This window comes from Frigoribacterium sp. AC394, assembly GCF_979258095.1.
The window spans coordinates 2704861-2722860 of the sequence record NZ_OZ409834.1; the positions used below are offsets into that span (position 1 = coordinate 2704861).

The 18000-nt window shown below is 72.5% G+C and carries 19 protein-coding genes; 12 read left to right on the plus strand and 7 right to left on the minus strand.

Features of this window, described 5'->3' with window-relative positions:
• Nucleotides 1-24: 24 nt before the first annotated feature.
• The 7 genes from rsmI to ACZZY9_RS12645 all read left to right on the plus strand — a co-directional run bounded on the left by rsmI (nucleotide 25) and on the right by ACZZY9_RS12645 (nucleotide 7164).
• Nucleotides 25-885 (plus strand): 16S rRNA (cytidine(1402)-2'-O)-methyltransferase, encoded by an 861-nt coding sequence (gene rsmI / locus ACZZY9_RS12615; RefSeq protein WP_463464328.1) that lies wholly within the window; start codon nucleotides 25-27, stop codon nucleotides 883-885.
• 182 nt (nucleotides 886-1067) lie between these two features.
• The gene (locus ACZZY9_RS12620) at nucleotides 1068-2054 is read left to right on the plus strand and encodes an NADP-dependent oxidoreductase (RefSeq protein WP_463464329.1); all 987 of its coding nucleotides are present in this window, start codon (nucleotides 1068-1070) and stop codon (nucleotides 2052-2054) included.
• A 97-nt stretch (nucleotides 2055-2151) separates the two neighbouring features.
• Nucleotides 2152-3720: a methionine--tRNA ligase gene (metG, locus tag ACZZY9_RS12625; RefSeq protein WP_463464330.1), complete on the plus strand. Its 1569-nt coding sequence runs from the start codon at nucleotides 2152-2154 to the stop codon at nucleotides 3718-3720.
• Nucleotides 3721-3758: 38 nt separating this feature from the next.
• Nucleotides 3759-4682: a TatD family hydrolase gene (locus ACZZY9_RS12630; protein ID WP_192060173.1), complete on the plus strand. Its 924-nt coding sequence runs from the start codon at nucleotides 3759-3761 to the stop codon at nucleotides 4680-4682.
• Nucleotides 4682-5560 (plus strand): 16S rRNA (adenine(1518)-N(6)/adenine(1519)-N(6))-dimethyltransferase RsmA, encoded by an 879-nt coding sequence (gene rsmA / locus ACZZY9_RS12635; protein WP_463464331.1) that lies wholly within the window; start codon nucleotides 4682-4684, stop codon nucleotides 5558-5560. Before ACZZY9_RS12630 ends, rsmA begins: the two co-directional genes overlap by 1 nt.
• Before the next feature lie 4 nt (nucleotides 5561-5564).
• Nucleotides 5565-6212 carry a hypothetical protein gene (locus ACZZY9_RS12640; protein WP_463464332.1) on the plus strand — a complete coding sequence of 216 codons (648 nt, stop codon included), beginning with the start codon at nucleotides 5565-5567 and terminating at the stop codon, nucleotides 6210-6212.
• 13 nt (nucleotides 6213-6225) lie between these two features.
• Nucleotides 6226-7164 (plus strand): 4-(cytidine 5'-diphospho)-2-C-methyl-D-erythritol kinase, encoded by a 939-nt coding sequence (locus ACZZY9_RS12645; RefSeq protein ID WP_192059526.1) that lies wholly within the window; start codon nucleotides 6226-6228, stop codon nucleotides 7162-7164.
• Between the two features lie 49 nt (nucleotides 7165-7213).
• On the opposite strand, the gene ACZZY9_RS12650 is transcribed toward ACZZY9_RS12645, so the two are convergent.
• Nucleotides 7214-8887 carry a glycosyltransferase family 39 protein gene (locus ACZZY9_RS12650; RefSeq protein ID WP_463464333.1) on the minus strand — a complete coding sequence of 558 codons (1674 nt, stop codon included), beginning with the start codon at nucleotides 8885-8887 and terminating at the stop codon, nucleotides 7214-7216.
• Here ACZZY9_RS12650 and ACZZY9_RS12655 point away from each other — a divergent pair.
• A complete protein-coding gene (locus tag ACZZY9_RS12655; RefSeq protein WP_463464334.1) occupies nucleotides 8886-10160 on the plus strand; it encodes a ThiF family adenylyltransferase in 1275 nt (424 codons plus the stop codon). The genes ACZZY9_RS12650 and ACZZY9_RS12655 overlap by 2 nt on opposite strands.
• Before the next feature lie 42 nt (nucleotides 10161-10202).
• Here the strand turns inward: ACZZY9_RS12655 and ACZZY9_RS12660 are convergent, their stop codons facing one another.
• The 3 genes from ACZZY9_RS12660 to ACZZY9_RS12670 are packed head-to-tail and all read right to left on the minus strand — an operon-like array spanning nucleotide 10203 to nucleotide 13081.
• Nucleotides 10203-10529 (minus strand): MoaD/ThiS family protein, encoded by a 327-nt coding sequence (locus ACZZY9_RS12660; protein WP_463464335.1) that lies wholly within the window; start codon nucleotides 10527-10529, stop codon nucleotides 10203-10205.
• 1 nt (nucleotide 10530) lies between these two features.
• Nucleotides 10531-11625 carry a GTP 3',8-cyclase MoaA gene (moaA, locus tag ACZZY9_RS12665; RefSeq protein ID WP_463464336.1) on the minus strand — a complete coding sequence of 365 codons (1095 nt, stop codon included), beginning with the start codon at nucleotides 11623-11625 and terminating at the stop codon, nucleotides 10531-10533.
• Nucleotides 11579-13081, minus strand: coding sequence for a glycosyltransferase 87 family protein (locus ACZZY9_RS12670; protein ID WP_463464337.1), 1503 nt, complete (start codon nucleotides 13079-13081; stop codon nucleotides 11579-11581). Before ACZZY9_RS12670 ends, moaA begins: the two co-directional genes overlap by 47 nt.
• Before the next feature lie 67 nt (nucleotides 13082-13148).
• Here ACZZY9_RS12670 and ACZZY9_RS12675 point away from each other — a divergent pair, with 67 nt between their 5' ends.
• Together ACZZY9_RS12675 and ACZZY9_RS12680 are read left to right on the plus strand one after the other, a co-directional pair.
• Nucleotides 13149-14480, plus strand: coding sequence for a molybdopterin-dependent oxidoreductase (locus ACZZY9_RS12675; RefSeq protein ID WP_463464338.1), 1332 nt, complete (start codon nucleotides 13149-13151; stop codon nucleotides 14478-14480).
• Entirely contained in the window at nucleotides 14480-14989 is a 510-nt protein-coding gene (locus ACZZY9_RS12680; protein WP_463464339.1) for a hypothetical protein, read from the plus strand. Before ACZZY9_RS12675 ends, ACZZY9_RS12680 begins: the two co-directional genes overlap by 1 nt.
• Here ACZZY9_RS12680 and ACZZY9_RS12685 read toward each other — a convergent pair.
• From ACZZY9_RS12685 to ACZZY9_RS12695, 3 genes are read right to left on the minus strand one after another with little or no spacing between them, the layout of a single operon-like run.
• Entirely contained in the window at nucleotides 14935-15657 is a 723-nt protein-coding gene (locus ACZZY9_RS12685) for a class I SAM-dependent methyltransferase (RefSeq protein WP_463464340.1), read from the minus strand. The two genes, ACZZY9_RS12680 and ACZZY9_RS12685, sit on opposite strands and share 55 nt — an antisense overlap.
• Nucleotides 15654-16385, minus strand: a complete 732-nt coding sequence (locus ACZZY9_RS12690; RefSeq protein WP_463464341.1) for a TIGR04282 family arsenosugar biosynthesis glycosyltransferase — start codon at nucleotides 16383-16385, stop codon at nucleotides 15654-15656. Before ACZZY9_RS12690 ends, ACZZY9_RS12685 begins: the two co-directional genes overlap by 4 nt.
• Entirely contained in the window at nucleotides 16382-17065 is a 684-nt protein-coding gene (locus tag ACZZY9_RS12695; RefSeq protein WP_463464342.1) for a glycosyltransferase family 2 protein, read from the minus strand. The genes ACZZY9_RS12690 and ACZZY9_RS12695 overlap by 4 nt, the downstream gene beginning before the upstream one ends.
• Nucleotides 17066-17174: 109 nt before the next feature.
• On the opposite strand from ACZZY9_RS12695, the gene ACZZY9_RS12700 reads away from it, so the two are divergent.
• Together ACZZY9_RS12700 and ACZZY9_RS12705 are read left to right on the plus strand one after the other, a co-directional pair.
• Nucleotides 17175-17513 (plus strand): FitA-like ribbon-helix-helix domain-containing protein, encoded by a 339-nt coding sequence (locus ACZZY9_RS12700; RefSeq protein WP_463464343.1) that lies wholly within the window; start codon nucleotides 17175-17177, stop codon nucleotides 17511-17513.
• On the plus strand, nucleotides 17510-17929 hold the full coding sequence (locus tag ACZZY9_RS12705) for a PIN domain-containing protein (protein ID WP_463464344.1): 420 nt from the start codon (nucleotides 17510-17512) through the stop codon (nucleotides 17927-17929). Before ACZZY9_RS12700 ends, ACZZY9_RS12705 begins: the two co-directional genes overlap by 4 nt.
• The last annotated feature ends 71 nt before the right edge of the window (nucleotides 17930-18000 follow it).

Consider the following 18000-nt stretch of genomic DNA (forward strand, 5'->3'; position numbering starts at 1 on the left):
GGGCTCCCGGGGGACAATGGTCGGGTGATCGTGCTCGCCGCCACCCCCATCGGAAACCTCGGCGACGCCTCGCGACGCCTCATCGAGACGCTGTCGAACGCCGAGGTGGTCGCTGCGGAGGACACCCGCACGGCGATCCACCTGATGCGCGCCCTCGGCGTCGAGAACCGCCCGCGACTGATCGCCCTGCACGAGCACAACGAACGCGAGAAGGCGGGCGAGGTCGTCGAGCTGGCCCGCACCGCCGACGTCGTCGTGCTGACCGACGCCGGCATGCCCGCGATCAGCGACCCCGGGTTCCCCCTCGTCGAGGCCGCCGCCGCCGCGGGCGTGACCGTCACCGCGATCCCCGGCCCGTCGGCCGTCCTCACCGCGCTCGCCGTCTCGGGCCTGCCCACCGACCGGTTCAGCTTCGAGGGGTTCCTGCCCCGCAAGCAGGGCGACCGCCTGCGCGTGCTCGGGGCGCTCGCCGACGAGCGCCGCACGATGGTCTTCTTCGAATCGCCCCACCGTCTCACCGACTCGCTCTCCGATCTCGCCACCGCGATGGGCGCCGACCGTCGCGCCGTGGTCTGCCGCGAGCTGACGAAGATGCACGAGGAGGTGCGGCGCGGCACCGCCGCCGAACTCGCCTCCTGGGCCGCGGAGGGTGTGCGCGGCGAGATCTGCATCGTCGTCGAGGGGGCGCCCGAGCGCGTCGTCGACCTCGCCGCCGGGCTGGCGCAGGTGCAGGCGCTCGTCGCCGACGGCGTCCGTCTGAAAGAGGCCACCACCGACGTCGCGGCGGCCACGGGTCTCTCGCGCCGCGACCTGTACCAGGCCGCCCTCGCCGCCCGCCCGCCGCGCCCTGCGCCCGGTGCCGCCCCCGGGCCCGATCGCGCGTAGGCGGCCCTGCCCGCCCGCCACCCTGCCCGTTCGCTGTCTGCTCGTGGTCCTGACACGAACCCCTTTCAAGCGCGAGCGCACCGAGCACGCGGCCCGAACCGGCCCCGACCCCCGCGCGGGGGTGCAAGCTCGAAGCACGGCGCGTCTGCACGGGGCGTGCGCGGCAGAGCGAGGAGTACGGCATGAAGGCGGTCCGGTTCGAGAACTACGGCGACATCGACGAGCTGAGAGTCGTCGAGATCGCGAAGCCGCAGGCCGGCCCCGGGCAGGTCGTCGTCGCCGTGAAGGCCGCCGGGCTGAACCCCGGTGAGGCGGCGATCCGGGCGGGTCTGCTGCACGACGTGTTCCCGGCGGCGTTCCCGTCGGGGCAGGGGACGGACTTCGCCGGCATCGTCGACGAGGTCGGCGAGGGCGTCGACGAGTGGTCGCCGGGCGACGAGGTCGCCGGCTGGGCGACCAGGTCGTCGCACGCCGAGTTCGTCGTCGTGCCGCGCGACCAGCTGGTGCGGAAGCCGGACGGCATCGGGTGGGAGACGGCCGGCAGCATCAGTGTCACGGGCCCCACGGCGTTCGCCGCGCTGCGAGCCGTGCAGGCCACCGAAGGCGACACGATCGCCGTCTCGGCCGCCGCCGGCGGCGTCGGCGTGCTCGTCTCGCAGCTGGCCGTGCTCGGCGGTCTCACCGTGATCGGCACGGCGAGCGAGCAGAACCACGACTTCCTCCGCAGTCTCGGCGTCATCCCCGTCGAGTACGGCGAGGGCGTCGTCGAGCGGATCCGCGCGGCTGCGCCGGACGGCGTCGACGCGTTCATCGACTGCTACGGGCACGGCAACGTCGAGTACGCGCTCGAGCTCGGGGTCGCGCCCCAGCGGATCGACACGATCGCCGACTTCGACGCGGTCGAGCGCCACGGGGTGAAGGCCGAGGGCAGCGCCCAGGCCACGACGCAGGCGGTGCTGACCGAGCTGCTGGGGCTGATCGCCGAGGCGAAGATCACGGTGCCCATCGACGGCGTCTTCCCGATCGACGAGGTGAGGAGCGCCTATCGCGACCTGGAGGACGGCCACGCCCGCGGCAAGTACGTGCTCGGCATGGACGTCGTCGAGTACCCGGGCGAGCGCGAGGGCGAGCGGGCCGGGACGGACGAGGGGTCCGACCAGGCGACCTGATCGATCGGCCGACCCGCGCCTCCCCGGCTTCGACGACCGCAGCCGAGGAGGCGCGGGTCGCGTCGCGGCGTCGGTGCCCGCACCTAAGATGGTCCCCATGCCCGCCGGCGACTCCTTCTTCATCGCAACGCCCATCTTCTACGTCAACGACGTGCCGCACATCGGTCACGCGTACACCGAGGTCGCAGCCGACGTGCTCGCCCGGTGGCACCGGCAGAGGGGTGACGACGCCTGGCTGCTGACGGGCACGGACGAGCACGGCCAGAAGATCCTCCGCACGGCCACGAGCAACGGCGTGACCCCGCAGGAGTGGGCCGACAAGCTCGTCACCGAATCCTGGAAGCCCCTCCTCCAGACCGTCGACATCCGCAACGACGACTTCATCCGCACCACCGACGCGCGGCACGAGAAGGGCGTCCAGACCTTCCTGCAGAAGCTCTACGACGACGGCTTCATCTACCAGGGCGAGTTCGAGGGCTTCTACTGCGTCGGCTGCGAAGAGTACAAGCAGCCCGGCGACCTCGTCGACGGCACCGGTCCGTTCGAGGGTCAGCAGGTCTGCGCGATCCACTCGAAGCCGGTCGAGCTGCTCCAAGAGAGCAACTACTTCTTCCGCATGAGCGACTTCGAGCAGCGTCTGCTCGACCTCTACGAGCAGCAGCCCGACTTCGTCCAGCCCGACACGGTCCGCAACGAGATCGTGCAGTTCGTCAAGCAGGGTCTCCGCGACCTCTCGATCTCGCGGCAGAGCTTCGACTGGGGCGTCAAGGTCCCGTGGGACGAGAAGCACGTCGTCTACGTCTGGTTCGACGCGCTGCTCAACTACATCACCGCGATCGGCTACGGCGTCGACGACGACGAGTTCGATCGCCGCTGGCCGGCCGTCCAGCTGGTCGGCAAGGACATCGCGCGGTTCCACGCCGTCATCTGGCCGGCCATGCTCATGGCGGCGGGTCTGCCCGTCCCGAAGAACGTCTTCGGTCACGGCTGGCTGCTGGTCGGCGGCGAGAAGATGTCGAAGTCGAAGCTGACGGGCATCGCCCCGCAGCAGATCACGGACGTCTTCGGCTCCGACGCGTTCCGCTACTACTTCATGCGCGCCATCACCTTCGGCCAGGACGGCAACTTCAGCTGGGAGGACATCTCGGCCCGCTACCAGGCCGAGCTGGCGAACGGCTTCGGCAACCTCGCCTCCCGGGTCGTGGCCATGATCACGCGTTATTTCGACGGCACGGTCCCGCTCGCGGGCGAGCCGACCGAAGCCGACCTGGTCGTCCGCGAGACCGAGGTCCGCGTGACGGCCGCCGCCGACGCGGCGATCGACCGATTCGCGATCAACGAGGCCCTCTCGTCCATCTGGGAGCTCGTCGACACCCTCAACGGCTACATCACCGAGCAGGAGCCCTGGGCGCTGGCCAAAGACGAGACGAAGCGCGAGCGGCTCGCGACGGTGCTGGCCACCTCGCTGCGCGGTCTCGGCACCCTCACCGTGCTGCTCTCTCCCTTCATCCCCACCGCCACGACCACGCTGTGGCAGAGCATCGGCCAGGGCGAGCTGGCCAGCCAGCCCGTCGACCGCGCACCCGCGTGGTCGAGCGCACCCGAGGTGCAGCCGCTCGCCGCCGGGCTGTTCCCGCGCATCGAGCAGCCGGAGCCCGCGAAGTGAGCGGTCAGGGCGCCGACCCCGCGGGCGAGGCGACGCCGATGCACGTCCGGCACCGCGCCTCCACCGAGTCCGGTGGCAAGAAGCGCGACCTCAGCTACCCCGCGCCTCCCAATCCGCTCGTCGTGCCGGTGTACGACAACCACACGCACCTCGAGATCGCCGACGGCCAGGGCGAGCCCGGGGCGGGCGGCGGCCCCCTCGACTACCGGGAGCACCTCGACCGTGCGTCGGCTGTCGGCATCCGCGGTGTCGTGCAGGTCGGCACCGACGTCGAGACCTCTCGATGGTCGGCCGAGATCGCGGCCCGAGAGCCTCGCGTGCTCGCCGCGGTCGCCCTGCACCCGAACGAGGCCCCGCGCCTCGCCGCCGAGGGCGGCCTCGACGAGGCGCTGGCCGTCATCGACGAGCTCGCCGCGCGACCCCGGGTCCGTGCCATCGGCGAGACCGGGCTCGACTTCTTCCGCACCGGGCCCGAGGGCCGGGCCGCGCAGCTCGACTCGTTCCGGGCGCACATCGAGATCGCCAAGCGGCACGGTCTCGCCCTGCAGATCCACGACCGCGACGCGCACGACGACGTCGTCGACCTGCTGCTCGAGGTGGGCGCCCCCGAGCGCACCGTCTTCCACTGCTTCAGCGGCGGAACCGAGCTCGCGAGCATCCTCACCGAGAACGGCTGGTACGCCTCGTTCTCCGGCACGGTGACCTTCTCGAACGCGCAGCCGCTCCGCGACGCGCTCGTCCAGCTGCCGCGCCACCTGCTGCTGGTCGAGACCGACGCGCCCTATCTCACCCCGGTGCCCTACCGGGGTCGACCGAACGCGCCGTACCTGGTGCCGTTCACCCTCCGCTCGATGGCCGAGACCATCGGCACCGACGTGTCGATGCTCGCCGCGCAGATCTCGTCGAACACCGAGCTGGTCTACGGCACCTGGGACAGCGAACCGATCACGGTCGACGCCTGATGGCACGGGCGACCCTCCTGGGCCCGGCCGAGATCCGCGATCTCGCCGAGATGCTCGGCATCCAGCCGACCAAGAAGCTCGGTCAGAACTTCGTCCACGACGCCAACACCGTCCGGCGCATCGTCACCGCGTCGGGCGTCTCGGCCGGCACGTCGGTCGTCGAGATCGGTCCCGGCCTCGGCTCGCTCACCCTCGGTCTGCTCGAGGCGGGCAGCTCGGTCGTCGCGGTCGAGATCGACAAGCGTCTCGCCGCCCAGCTGCCGCTGACCGTCGGCATGCTGCAACCGGCCGCCGACCTCACCGTCATCGTCGACGACGCCATGCGGGTCACGACCCTGCCGGTCGCACCGACCCACCTCGTCGCGAACCTGCCCTACAACATCAGCGTGCCGGTGCTGCTGCACTTCCTCGAGCACTTCGACAGCCTGCAGCACGGTCTCGTCATGGTGCAGTCCGAGGTCGGTCTGCGCCTGGCCGCCGAGCCCGGGTCGAAGATCTACGGCTCGCCGAGCATCAAGGCCGCCTGGTACGGCGAGTTCCGAGCAGCGGGGCAGGTGAGCCGGCAGGTGTTCTGGCCCGTGCCGAACGTCGACAGCATCCTGGTCGCGTTCGACCGGCGCGCCCCCCGTGGCTCCGAGACCGAGCGCCTCGCCGTGTTCGCGCTCGTCGACGCGGCCTTCCAGCAGCGCCGCAAGATGATGCGGCAGTCGCTGTCGTCCCTCTACGGGTCGTCGGCCGCGGCGACCGAGACCCTCGAGCGGGCCGGCATCGCGCCGACCGTCCGCGGCGAGCAGCTCACCGTCGACGACTTCCTGGCCATCGCCCGGGCGAGCGACGTCGAGCTGCTGGCCACGTCGCGGGTCGCCGCCGCCGACTGATCCCATGACGCGTCGCACCGACCCGTCGGCACGACCCGGGCGGTCGGCGCCGTCGGGGCGGTCCGCACGACCGGGGCGACCGGCGCGATCCGGCCGGCCCGCGCCTCCTGCAGGGGTCGACCGGTCCACCGAGATCAGCGACGCGCGACTCGGCTCGGGCACCGGGCGCAGTGCGGCCGACTGGTTCGCCCTGCTCGACCGTGCCGATGCGGCGCGACTGTCGCACGAGCGCATCGCGCGCCTCCTGATCGACGACCACGAGGTCGCGCCCTGGTGGGCGCAGGTGATCACCGTCCGTTACGAGCAGGGGCGCGGGCTGCCGTCGCCCGGGCTGCAGCCCGACGGCTCGTACGCGGTCACGATCGGGCGGAGCCTCCGCGGCGAGCCCCTCGAGCTGCTCGAGCTGCTGGTCGACCGGCTCGCCGGCTACGTCGAGGGCGTGCAGGCGACGGTCGTCCGTTCCGCGACCCGGCCGAGCGCCGAGTGGACGCTGGCGAACGGCGACGTGCTCACCGTGGCGGTGTCGCCGTCGACCGGCGGCAAGTGCTCGGTGGCCGTCACGCAGGCCCGTCTGCGGCTGCCCGAACGCGTGCAGCCCGTCCGCGAGGGTCTGGCCCGGGCGCTCGGCGTCATGGTCGATCGCCAGAACTGACTAGGTTGGTGTCATGACGACCGAGGCCGCTCCGACCGTGGTCCACACGCGGGCCCCCGGCAAGATCAACGTGTTCCTCGCCGTCGGCGATCTGCAAGACGACGGGTACCACGAACTCGCCACCGCCTACCAGGCTGTGTCGCTCTACGAAGACGTCCGGGCGCGTCGCGCCGACACCTTCTCGGTGACCGTCACGGGCGGCCCCGCGGTCGACGTGACGGGGGTGCCGACCGACGGGAGCAACCTCGCGATCCGCGCCGCGCGCCTCCTCGCCGCCACCACCGGCTACCGCGGCGGCGTCGACCTGCGGATCGACAAGAACGTCCCCGTCGCCGGCGGCATGGGCGGCGGGTCGGCCGACGCGGCCGCGACGCTCCTCGCCTGCGACACGCTCTGGGGCACCGGCGTCGGCCGAGACGACCTGCTGCACCTCGCGGCCGAGCTCGGCGCCGACGTGCCCTTCGCCTTCGCCGGCGGCACGGCCATCGGCACCGGTCGCGGCGACGAGCTCAGCCCGGCCCTGGCCAAGGGCACCTTCCAGTGGGTGCTCGCCCTCGCCGACTTCGGGCTCTCGACGCCGACGGTGTACCGCGAGCTCGACGAGCACCGCAAGCGGCACTCGGGCGACATCTCGCCCGTCCGCCGCCCGGTCGTCGACGCCGGGGTGCTGCAGGCGCTCCGGGCGGGCGACGCCGGCATGCTCGCCGAGTCGATGCACAACGATCTGCAGGCACCGGCCCTGCACCTCGAGCCCGGTCTGGCCGAGGTGCTCGAGCTGGGCGAGGGCAACGGGGCGCTGGCGGGTCTCGTGTCGGGCTCGGGCCCGACCGTGGCGTTCCTCGCCCCCGACCTCGACGGCGCCCTCGAACTGCAGCTCGCCCTCACCTCGGCGCGACTGTCGGTCGTCCGCGCGACCGGGCCGGTCCACGGCGCCCGGGTCGTCTCCGACTAGACGGCGCCAGCCTCAGGCGCCGACGCCGACGCCGGCGACGACGCCCGCGTCAGCGCTCGTAGCGCAGCACGTTCGTGCGGGTCAGGTTCCACTCCTGGTCGAGTCGGAACCCCTTCGACGCCAGCTGCTCGGTGACGCGGGGCCGCCAGTCCTGGCGGTCGCTCGTGATCAGCCAGACGACGTCGAGGTCGTCGGTGCAGTCGAGCACGTCGCCGAGGGGGTGCTGGACCTCCCACAGTCCGTCGGTCTCGGCGCCCGGCGTCTCGAGGGTGAAGTCGGACATGCCGACGAACGCGTCGGGGTAGGTGTCCTGGATGATGCGCGAGGTCGCCTTCGGATGGCGTCGCACGGGCCCGAAGACGAGCCCCTCCTCGGTGCCGGCCGGCTCGTCGGCACGCTCTCTCGCGACGAGGGCTGCGACCTGGTTCCAGGCCGAGCGGTCCTTCGCCTCGGGCTGCCGCTGCTCGACGTACGTGGGTGCGGTCAACCCGACGGCGACGAGCAGCACGAGGGCGATCACGCGCCTCCAGGGGATCGCGGCGACCGCGACGGCCATCGTCATGGCGATGGCCGGCGTGCCGAAGGTCAGGTAGCGGGGCGAGTAGAGGGGGCTGCCGACGAGCGAGACGACGACCAGACCGGCCGTCGGCACGATCATCCAGGGCAGCACGACCTCCGCGAACCCGCGGGCGGCGGGCACCAGCCGCAGCGACAGCACGACGATGCTCGCGCCCGCGCAGATCAGACCGAAGATCGCGAAGCTCTCGTTCTGGTAGAACCACTGCGTCACGAGCACCGATCGGAGCGTGCCGAACGTGGGCCGCTCGATCCAGCTGATCTGGTCGTTCTGCGACGCGATGAACCAGGCCAGCGGCAGGCTGGCGAGCCCCGCGACGGCCGCGCCGACGAACCAGCCGAGCAGGGCACGACGCGACGAGCGCACGGTCGGCCGCGCGCCTCCTTCGGGGTCGTGCACGACGGCGACCGCCCCGGTGCGGGCCCACTCGTCGACCCGGTCCCGCCGGAGGCGCTGGTCGTGCCGGTCGCGGAGCACCCGCACCAGCATGGTCACCGCGTGCCCGACCACGAGCAGCGCCAGGTACAGGAAGAACGCGGCCGAGACGACGGCGAGGGCGGCGTAGGCCACCCACCAGCCGACGACGGAGCGGTGCGTGCGGGCGGCTCCCGACTCGGAGGTGCGGCGGGCCGCCACAACGAGCACGAGGGTCAGCGCGACCGCGAGCATCGCCGACAGGGCGTACGAGCGGCCCTCGCCGCCCATCCAGGTGACCCGGGGCAGCAGGCAGAACAGCAGGCCGGCGACGATCGAAGTGCGTCGGTCGACGAGGATGCGCGTGAGGGCCACGGTGAGCCCCGCGGCGACGCCCGTCACGATCGCGCTCGGCACCCTCAGCGAGACGGGGGAGTACGGGAACACGTCGAACCAGAGATGCATGGCGGCGTAGTAGGCGGCGTGCACCAGGTCGACCGTCTGGATCATCGCCCAGAGCTGAGCCCACGAGCGGGTCGCCGAGACGACCGTCGCGGCCTCGTCGTACCAGACCGACGGCACCCAGAGGAACGCCCCCGAGACGATCGCGCCGAGCAGCCCGATCAGCACGGCGTCGGTGTGGCGGCGGTGGAGGAGGCCCCGGGCGGCGGGCCGCGCCGAGGTTACAGTGGACGACGCGTGGTCCGCACGTCGTGTCTGGAGGTCTGCCATGTCGTCTCTGCCCCCTCTCGTCTCGGTGCCTGGTTCGTCGACCGGAGCGGCTGCGTCCGATTCGCTCGAGGTGTCGGACCGCTACTCGCGGAGCGTCCGACTGCCGGGGTTCGGCCTCGATGCGCAGAGCCGACTGCTGGCAGCGCGGGTGCTCGTGGTGGGAGCCGGGGGACTCGGCGCACCGGTCATCGAGTATCTCGCAGCCTCCGGTGTCGGAACGCTGGGAATCGTCGACGACGACGTCGTCGACCTGTCGAACCTACAACGTCAGGTGCTGTTCCGCCCCGACCAGGTGGGGGTGCCCAAGGCCCGTGCGGCGGCCGACTGGGTGCGCTCGTCGGCACCCGAGGCGCGCGTCGTCGTGCACCCCGTGCGCCTCGGCCCCGACAGCGCCGCGCTGCTCGACGACTACGACCTCGTCGTCGACGGCAGCGACTCGTTCGACACCTGCTACGTCGTCGCCGATGAGGCCGCCGCGCGCGGGCTGCCCGTGGTGTGGGGCAGCGTCAACCGGTTCGACGGGCAGCTCAGCGTCTTCTGGGACGACGCGCCCGACGGTCGCGCGGTCGACTACCGCGACCTGCACCCGGCACCACCCGCCGCCGGCTGGGACGAGTCGTGCGCCGACGTCGGGGTCCTCGGCCCGCTCTGCGGCACCGTCGGCACGGCCATGGCCACCGAGGCGGTCAAGCTGCTCACGGGCGTGGGCGAGCCCCTGCTCGGGCGCGTGGTGACCGTCGACGCGCTCGACGCGACCTGGCGCGAGAGCAGGCTGGCACGGGCGCCGCATCGGGCCGAGGCGCGGGCCACGGCGAACGGGCTGCGCCGCGCCTCCTCGGCCCCTGCGACCGTTCCCGACTCCTCGTCGGAGGCGAGCACCGCTCCCGCCTCCGCCGCTGTCACTGTCGGCAACTCAGGCGCAGACGCCTCTGAGCGGAGATCCGCCCGCTCAGAGGTCGCTGCACCTGAGTTGTCGACGATGCTGCAGGCGAGGGAGGCGGGCGGCGCCGACTTCACGCTGCTCGACGTGCGCGAGGTCGACGAGCACGCCTTCGCCCACATCGACGGCGACGTGCAGGCCCCCGGGTACGGCACGCGCACCCGTCAGCGACCCGAGCTGGACCGCTCGGTGCCGGTGGTCGTCTACTGCGCCCGCGGCCCCCGGTCACGTTCCGCCGCCGAGCTGCTCGCGCGCGACGGGTTCGACGTCACCGTGCTGCACGGCGGCATGCTGGGCTGGCAGCTGGCGCAGCAGGACGCCACGGCCGGCTGAGACGGCGGGTCGAGAGGCGGAGCCGCGCCGACCCGAGCGGCGTCAGCCCCCGGCGAAGGGCGGCATGACGTCGATCACGGCACCGTCGACGACGAGCTGCTCGCGGTCGCGCGTGGTGATCCCGTCGACCAGGAACGAGCAGCGCAGCATGACGTCGCGGAAGTCAGCCGCCGACATCCCCTCCACGGGGCGCACCTCGGTCAGCAGTCGACCGATGGTGGGTCGTTCGCCGGTCGGCACCGCGATGCGCTGTTCGTCGCGCCCGACGGCGGCGCGCGCCGCAGCGAAGAACCGCAGCGTCGCGGTCGTCGGCTCGGCAGTGAGCCCCGCGGCGCCCGAGCGCCCCGTGTCGACGGTCGGTGTCGTCATGTCAGCCTCCGATGGCGCTCATGGTGCGGGCGGGTTGCACGAAGTCGGGGTCGTCGATGCCGTGACCCTTGGGCTTGGCCCACATCGCCGCCCGCCAGGCGTCGGCCAGGTCGTCGTCCGAGCCGCCGGCGCGCAGCAGATCGCGCAGTCCGGTCTCGCCCTCGCTGAACAGGCAGCTGCGGATCCCGCCCTCGGCCGTCATGCGGGTGCGGCGGCAGTCGGCGCAGAACGGTTCGCTGACCGAGGCGATGATGCCCACCCGGCCGTGCAGTCCGGCGTCGGCATCGCGTCCGACCGCGTCGAACAGCTCGGCCGGGGCGCCGTCGCGCTCGACGTCGGCGGACCGCAGGTCGAACCGGGTCGCGAGGAGCGAGTGGATGTCGCGCGAGGTCACGAAGGAGGCGCGGTCCCAGCTGCGGTCGGCGTCGAGGGGCATCTGCTCGATGAAGCGCAGCTCGTGGCCGCCGCGCAGAGCCCAGGCGAGCAGCTCGGGCGCCTCGTGGTCGTTGACCCCGGGCAGCAGCACGGCATTGATCTTGACCGGGGTGAGCCCGGCCGCGGCCGCGGCGTCGACACCGGCCAGCACCTTGTCGAGGAACGGCCTGCGCGAGACCTTCATGAACGTCTCGGCGTGCAGCGAGTCGAGCGACACGTTGACGCGGTCGAGACCGGCGTCGGCCAGGGCCTGCGCGCGGTGGGCGAGACCGATGGCGTTGGTGGTCAGCGAGACCTCGGGTCGTGGCTCGAGGGCGGCCACGCGCCGCACGATGTCGATCAGGTCGGCACGCAGCAGCGGCTCGCCGCCGGTGAACCGCACCTGGCGGATCCCGAGGAGGCGCACCCCGACATCGACCAGCCGCACGATCTCGTCGGCGTCGAGCGCCTGTTCGCGGGGCAGGTTCGGCAGGCCGTCGGCGGGCATGCAGTACGTGCACCGCAGATTGCACTTGTCGGTCAGCGAGACGCGGAGGTCGGTGGCGCTGCGTCCGAACCGGTCGAGCAGCCAGGGCGCCGTCTCGGCGGACGGCCGGGGCACCGGGGGGAGGGTGTCACGAGCCCGACCGGGCATCGTGGGCAGTCCGAGTGAGACGGTCATCTGTCGAGGTTAAGCCCCGCCGCCGGGATCCGCGCCCAGGGAGCAGCCTCCGCACCCGAAGGGCGTCGTCCGCGAGACCGTCCAGCAGCCGATCGGCGAACCCCGGCCGGGCGCGCCAGAGCGACACGAGGAGGATGACCAGCACCGCCGTGGCCAGCGACGACCGCTGCAGCGCGAGCCCCGGTTCGAACTGCCGCACGAGCAGCGCCACCGGGATCGCCAGCCACTCCCACCGGCCGGTCATGGCCACGAACGGCACGAGCAGCAGGGCGTACCAGGGGTACCTCGGGCTGACGGCGACGAGGGTGACCCCGATCATGACGAGCTGCCCGAGCCAGGGGTCGTCGGGGTCGGTCTTGAGCCAGACGAGCAGACCGGTGACGCCGACGACGAGCGCGACGACCGGTGTGGCCCAGGCGTCGGGCACCCAGGCGGACACGAGGGCGAACCGGCTGCCGTCCTCGTAGCCCTCCTCCGTGAGGTAGCCGGGCAGATAGCCGAGAACGGCCAGGCCGGTCGACACGACGTAGGGCACGTAGAGCACCGCGAAGGTGAGGACGGCGCCCACGATCACCTTGTGCGGCTGGCGACGGAGCAGCGCCGGCGCCGCGATCACGGGGATGAGCTTGGTGGCGATGGCCGCCCCGAGGGCGATCCCGCCCCGCCATCGACGCCGCGTCGAGACGAGCAGCGACGCGGCGAGCACGAGCACCCCGCCGAGCAGATCGACGTGCGAGTTCGTGACCCCCTCGCTGTACACGAGTGGGCACCAGCCCCAGAGAGCGGCCCACCGGGGGTCGAGCCCGCGGCGACGGAGCGCCACGAGCAGGGCGGCGGTGGTGGCCAGCACCATGACCAGGCCGAGCACCTGCAGCGGCGCGAACTCGGCGTCGGGTCCCACGACCGCCCGCACGGCCCAGAAGTACAGCTCGGCGGTGGGCGGGTAGATCGTCGGCACGTCGGGTCGGTTGATCGCCGTGCAGACGACGTCGCCCGTCTCCGTGTCGTAGCCGCGGTGGATCTGCCGGGTCTCCTGTCCGCAGCGGAGGCCGATCGTGCCGTCGTCGCGGGTGAACTCGGCGGCGGGCGGGAAGATCCACTCGGGGCGCAGGTCGCGCAGCTCGCCGGCCTCGGGCGTGTACTCGTACGGCGAGACGCCGTCCGCCTGCACGATGCCGTCCCAGGCGTAGCGCGCGGGGTCGGTGCTCGTGTTGGGCGGGCTCAGCAGCGACGCGCCGCCCACGACGGCCGCGCCGATCAGCACGAGCGCGGTGACGGCCCGCGCGGGCACGCGCCGCAGCAGCACGAGGGCGACGGCGAAGAGCAGCCAGCAGATCGCCGTCCAGTGCACGAAGTCGTCCCGCGTCTCCTTCGCGACGAATCCGAGGGTCAGCAGACCCCAACCCACGGCGACGGCCAAACCGCCGACGGCCACCGCCGCGAATAGAGTACGCACGAGACCCAGTCTGTCGGACGCCCGCCCGGGTGTCCGATGTGTCGGGCCAGATCCCCGAGGCGCACCCATGAGAAGCCTTCTCTTCACCCTCCGCCTCGCGGCGACGTCGCCGACGCGGAACGCCCGGACGGCGACGGTGCTCGGGCGACTGCTCGGCATCGCCTTCCTCGTCTGCCTGCTGACCGGGCTGTACAGCCACTTCCTGCAGGAGCCCACGGAGTGGATGCGCTTCCCGACCCGCCCGGTCTGGCTCTACCAGGTGAGCCAGGGCGTGCACATCACGGCGGGCATCGCCTGCATCCCGCTGCTGCTCGGCAAGCTGCACGCGGTGTTCCCCCAGCTGTTCCAGTACCCGCCGGTGCGGCACCCGGTGCAGGTGCTCGAGCGCGCCTCCATCGCCCTGTTCATCGCGACGTCGGTGCTGCAGCTGGTCACCGGTCTGCTGAACACGTTCCAGTACTACCCGTGGCCGTTCCCGTTCAGGCAGGTGCACTTCGCCCTGTCGTTCGTGATCATCGGGTCGCTGGCGATCCACATCGCGGTCAAGCTGCCGCTCATCACGCGCTACTGGCGGGCTCGCGACAGCTACGACGCCGACGGCGCCTTCGTCGAGCCCTCGGGCGCCCTCGACCCCGCACGGGCCGAGTTCACGGCGACGCGCGAGCTGACGCGGCGACGGGAGGCCGAGGAGGCGCGGGTCGCCTCGTCGACCGGCACCGCGCCTCCTCGGCCCCGCGGGTTCGTCGGTCGGATCGTGCACTGGATCGACACCGCGCACGAGGGCGACCGCGATCCGCACCGCGCGCGGGTGTCGCGACGCGGCTTCTTCGGCGCCGTCGGCGTCGCGACGGGCGGAGCGGTGGTGCTCACCGCCGGTCAGTCGTTCACCGCCTTCGAGCCCTTCAACGCGTTCGCCCCCCGGCAGCGCGGCATCGGTCAGAACGACCTGCCGATCAACCGGACGGCCGCGGCGGCGCGCGTGCTCGAGAGCGCGATGGCGCCCGATTGGGCCCTGACGGTCTCGAACGGCGACCGGTCGCGCTCGTTCAGCGCCGACGACCTGACGGCCATGACGCAGGACGAGGGCGACCTGCCCATCTCGTGCGTCGAGGGCTGGAGTCAGACCGGCCGGTGGCGCGGCGTCCGCCTCGTCGACCTCATGGCGACGGTGGGGGCGCCCGCCGACCGACGACTCCGCTTCACGAGTCTCGAGGAGCGCGGCGGCTACCGCGTGATGCTGATGGGCTCCGAGTTCGCCACCGACCCGGCGACGCTGATCGCCCTCGAGCTCAACGGCGAGCGGCTGAGCATCGACCACGGGTACCCCGCCCGGGTGATCGCCCCCGGCAGACCGGGTGTGCTGCAGACCAAATGGCTGACCACGATCGAGGTGCTGTGATGACCACCGTGAAGACGTCCAGGACGGGCCGGGCCGCCGCTCCCATCGCGGGGCGCGGCGTCCGCGTCACCAGGAGCGTGCTGATCGTCGTCGGGATCGCCTTGATCGGACTCGGCGGCTACGTGCTGACCGAGACCGTCAGCCCGACGCGCTACTCGGGGCTGCTGGTCTGGCTGATCGGCTCGGTGATCGTGCACGACGCGATCATCGCGCCCGTCGTCGTCGCCGTCGGTCTCGCCGTGCGGCGGACGGGTCGCCGCGTGCCGGCGGCGGTGATCGCCCTGGTGCAGAGCGCCGTCGTGGTCGGCGTCGTCCTGTCGATGATCGTCGTCCCCGAGATCGTCGCGAAGGCGAAGGGGCCCAAGAACGACACCGTGCTGCCGTTCGACTACGCCGCCCGTCTGGGTGCGATGTGGGTCGTCATCGCGGTCGTGACGGCCCTCGCCGTGGCGATCTACCTCGTGCGGACCAGGCGGCAGAAGGTCCGCGAGTCGACCGACCAGGTCTGAGCGACCTCGAGGTCGGCCCGGCGGGCGTGACCGGGCAGGGCCGCCCGGCCGACCTCGGCCCAGGGGAACGTCGCACTCGTGAGGCCGCGGTCGTCGACGACGTGGGCGTCGTAGAACTCGTCGGCGGAGTCGTCGGGCGCCGTCTCGACCACGACCGATCCGTTCGAGGCGATGACCTCCGAGCAGCGGGTGAGGAGCGCCGTCGGGTCGCCGCCGATGCCGATGTTGCCGTCGAGCAGCAGAGCGACGTGCCAGCCGCCCTCGCCGTCGAGCGGGTCGAAGACGGAGCCGGCCGCGACGGGCAGACCGGCGTCGACGGCCATGGCGACGGCCGTCTCGGACACGTCGATGCCGAGGGCCTCGATGCCGAGGCCGACGGCCGCGCGGACCATGCGGGCCGGCCCGCAGCCGATGTCGAGCACGGAGCGCGCACCGGTGAGCGTCGAGAGATCGGCGGCGTCGGCGGCGGAGCTCCAGCGGGCGACGTCGAACGGTCCGTCGGCGTCGTCGGCGCCCGTCGACGGGGTGGGCGAACCGGGTGCGACGGGCGCGTCGGCCCGGACGAGCTGCAGGCGCCCTTCGCGGCGCAGAGCGCGGGCGTAGGGCTCGGCCCCGCCCGAGCCGAAGGTCGCGACGGGGTGGGTGTTCGTGTCTGCGGTGAGTGTCACGAGTGGGGCTCCTCGGGAGTCGAGCGGGCCGGCGACTTGGTCTGGGCAACGGCGGTGGATGAGGGGGAGTTCGACGCCGAGGAGGCGCGGGTCGGGCCCGTCGGGGCGCCACCCGGGTCGGCGAGTCGGAGGGCCGCGGCGAAGCGGCTGCGCGGAGCGGTGGCGGCGACGAGGCGGGCGTCGTCGATCGTGTCGACGTCGACGAGCTCGGGGAGGGTCCGCACGCGCAGCCCCGCCTCGGCGAGACGGCGCAGCTGATGGGCGCCGGTGTCGTCGCGCGACATCGGGACGCCGCGCAGCAGGTCGCCGGTGGGTCGGGCGAGACCGAGGGCCCAGAAGCCGCCGTCGTTGGCCGGGCCGAACCAGGCGTCGACGTCGTCCGTCCAGTCGGCGAAGACGGGGGTCAGCGTCTCGACGGTCACCTGCGGCGTGTCCATGCCGATCAGCACGGTCGGGCCGTCGACCTCGTCGAAGAGGGCTCCGAGCCGTGCGTCGAGGTCGCCACCGATCTGAGGGATCACATCGAACTGTTCGGAGCCGGGCGGGGTTCGGTTGCCGTCGAAGAGCAGCACCCGTCGGGTCGCGGGCAGCGCCGAGGCGACGGCCAGGGTGTCCTGGATGGCGGCCGCGGCGACGTCGGCGGCCTGCTCGAGGCTGAGGGGCGGGTGGAGGCGCGTCTTGACGCGACCGGGGATCGTCTCCTTGGCGATCACGACGATGGTGGTCATCGACCCGCCTCCCGCAGCAGTCGGGACATGTCTCGGACGGCGACGCTCGTGCCCCTGATGGTGCCCGTCACCTTGCTCCGCCCGACGCGGGGCGAGTAGGGGGTGTCCTGTTCGCGGATCCGCCAGCCGGACTCGGAGGCGCGCAGCACCATCTCGAGCGGGTAGCCGCTCCGGCGGTCCTTCAGGTCGAGGGCGAGGAGCTCGTCGCGTCGTGCGACCCGCATCGGGCCGAGGTCGTGCAGGGCGACGCCGCTGGCACGCCGCATCAGCCGCGCCAGGGCGAGATTGGCGATGCGGGCGTGCAGCGGCCACGCCCCGCGGGTGGTCGGCCGTCGCCGACCGAGCACGAGGTCGGCGTCGCCCGACATCACCGGCTCGGCGAGCGCGACGAGGTCGGCGGGGTCCATCGAGGCGTCGGCGTCGCAGAAGGCGACGTAGGGGGCGGTGGCCGCGACGAGACCGGCGTGGGCGGCGCTGCCGAAGCCGCGCCGCGCCTCCTGCACGACCGTCGCCCCGTGCTCGGCGGCGACGCGCGCCGACCCGTCGGTGGAGCCGTTGTCGACGACGATCGCGTGCCAGCGGTCGGGGATGCGCCCCAGGACCCAGGGCAGCGCGCCCTCCTCGTCGAGACAGGGCAGCACGACGTCGACCAGCGGGACGTCGACGGGTGAGGTGCTCATCATCCCGACTGTACGGATGACATGCCATGAAGGTGATGAGAGGGCCGCATCCTGTACATCGGCCGACCCGCTGTCATTCTGCTAGCATCGCCGCCAGGAGGTGATCACCATGTCGACGGTGACCGTTCGCGGGCTCGATCCCGATGTGGTCTCGGGGCTCAAGGCGCTGAGCGCGCGACACGGGCGGTCGATGGAGGCCGAGGTGCGCTGGGTGCTGGGGCGGTACGTCGCCGACGCCGAGTTCCCGACGGCCGAGGTCGCGCTCGAGTTCGACGGCACCCCTGGCGCCCCTGGCACCCCGGGCGCTCCCGGGGTTGCGGAGAACTGGGTCGTCGCTCTCCGCCGCCGGCTCGCTGAGAACGATGCGCTCCTCGACGACGACTTCATCGAGATCCTCGAACGCAACCGTCGTGAGCAGATTCCAGCGAAGATCGTCGACTTCGAGTGATCGTCGTCGACACGAACGTCGTCTCCGAGCTCTCACGAGTCCGACCGGCTCCCGAAGTCCTGTCCTGGTACGCCGAGCAGCGAGCAGGCGACCTCTTCCTGAGCGTGGTCTCCGCAGCCGAGATGCTCGCCGGTGTCCTCTGCATGACGCCTGGCGCTCGGCGTGATGTCGTCGAGAGAGGGGTCGTCGATGCTCTCGAGACGCAGTTCGCGGGTCGCGTCCTCGCCTTCGGCGCAGCGACCGCCCTCGAATACGCGGGGGTCGTGCGTCTCCGGACGCGTCTCGGTCGCCCGGTCGCGACGGCGGACGCCATGATCGCGGCGACGGCGCTCGCGACCGGTGCGAGCCTCGCGACCCGCAACGTCCGCGACTTCGAGGGGGTCGGGCTCGAGGTCATCGACCCCTGGTCGGCGTGATGCAGGGGCGAGCAGGTCGAGGCGACCGAGCGCGGGGGCGGGCCGTCGCCGACGACCCGACCCGCGCCTCC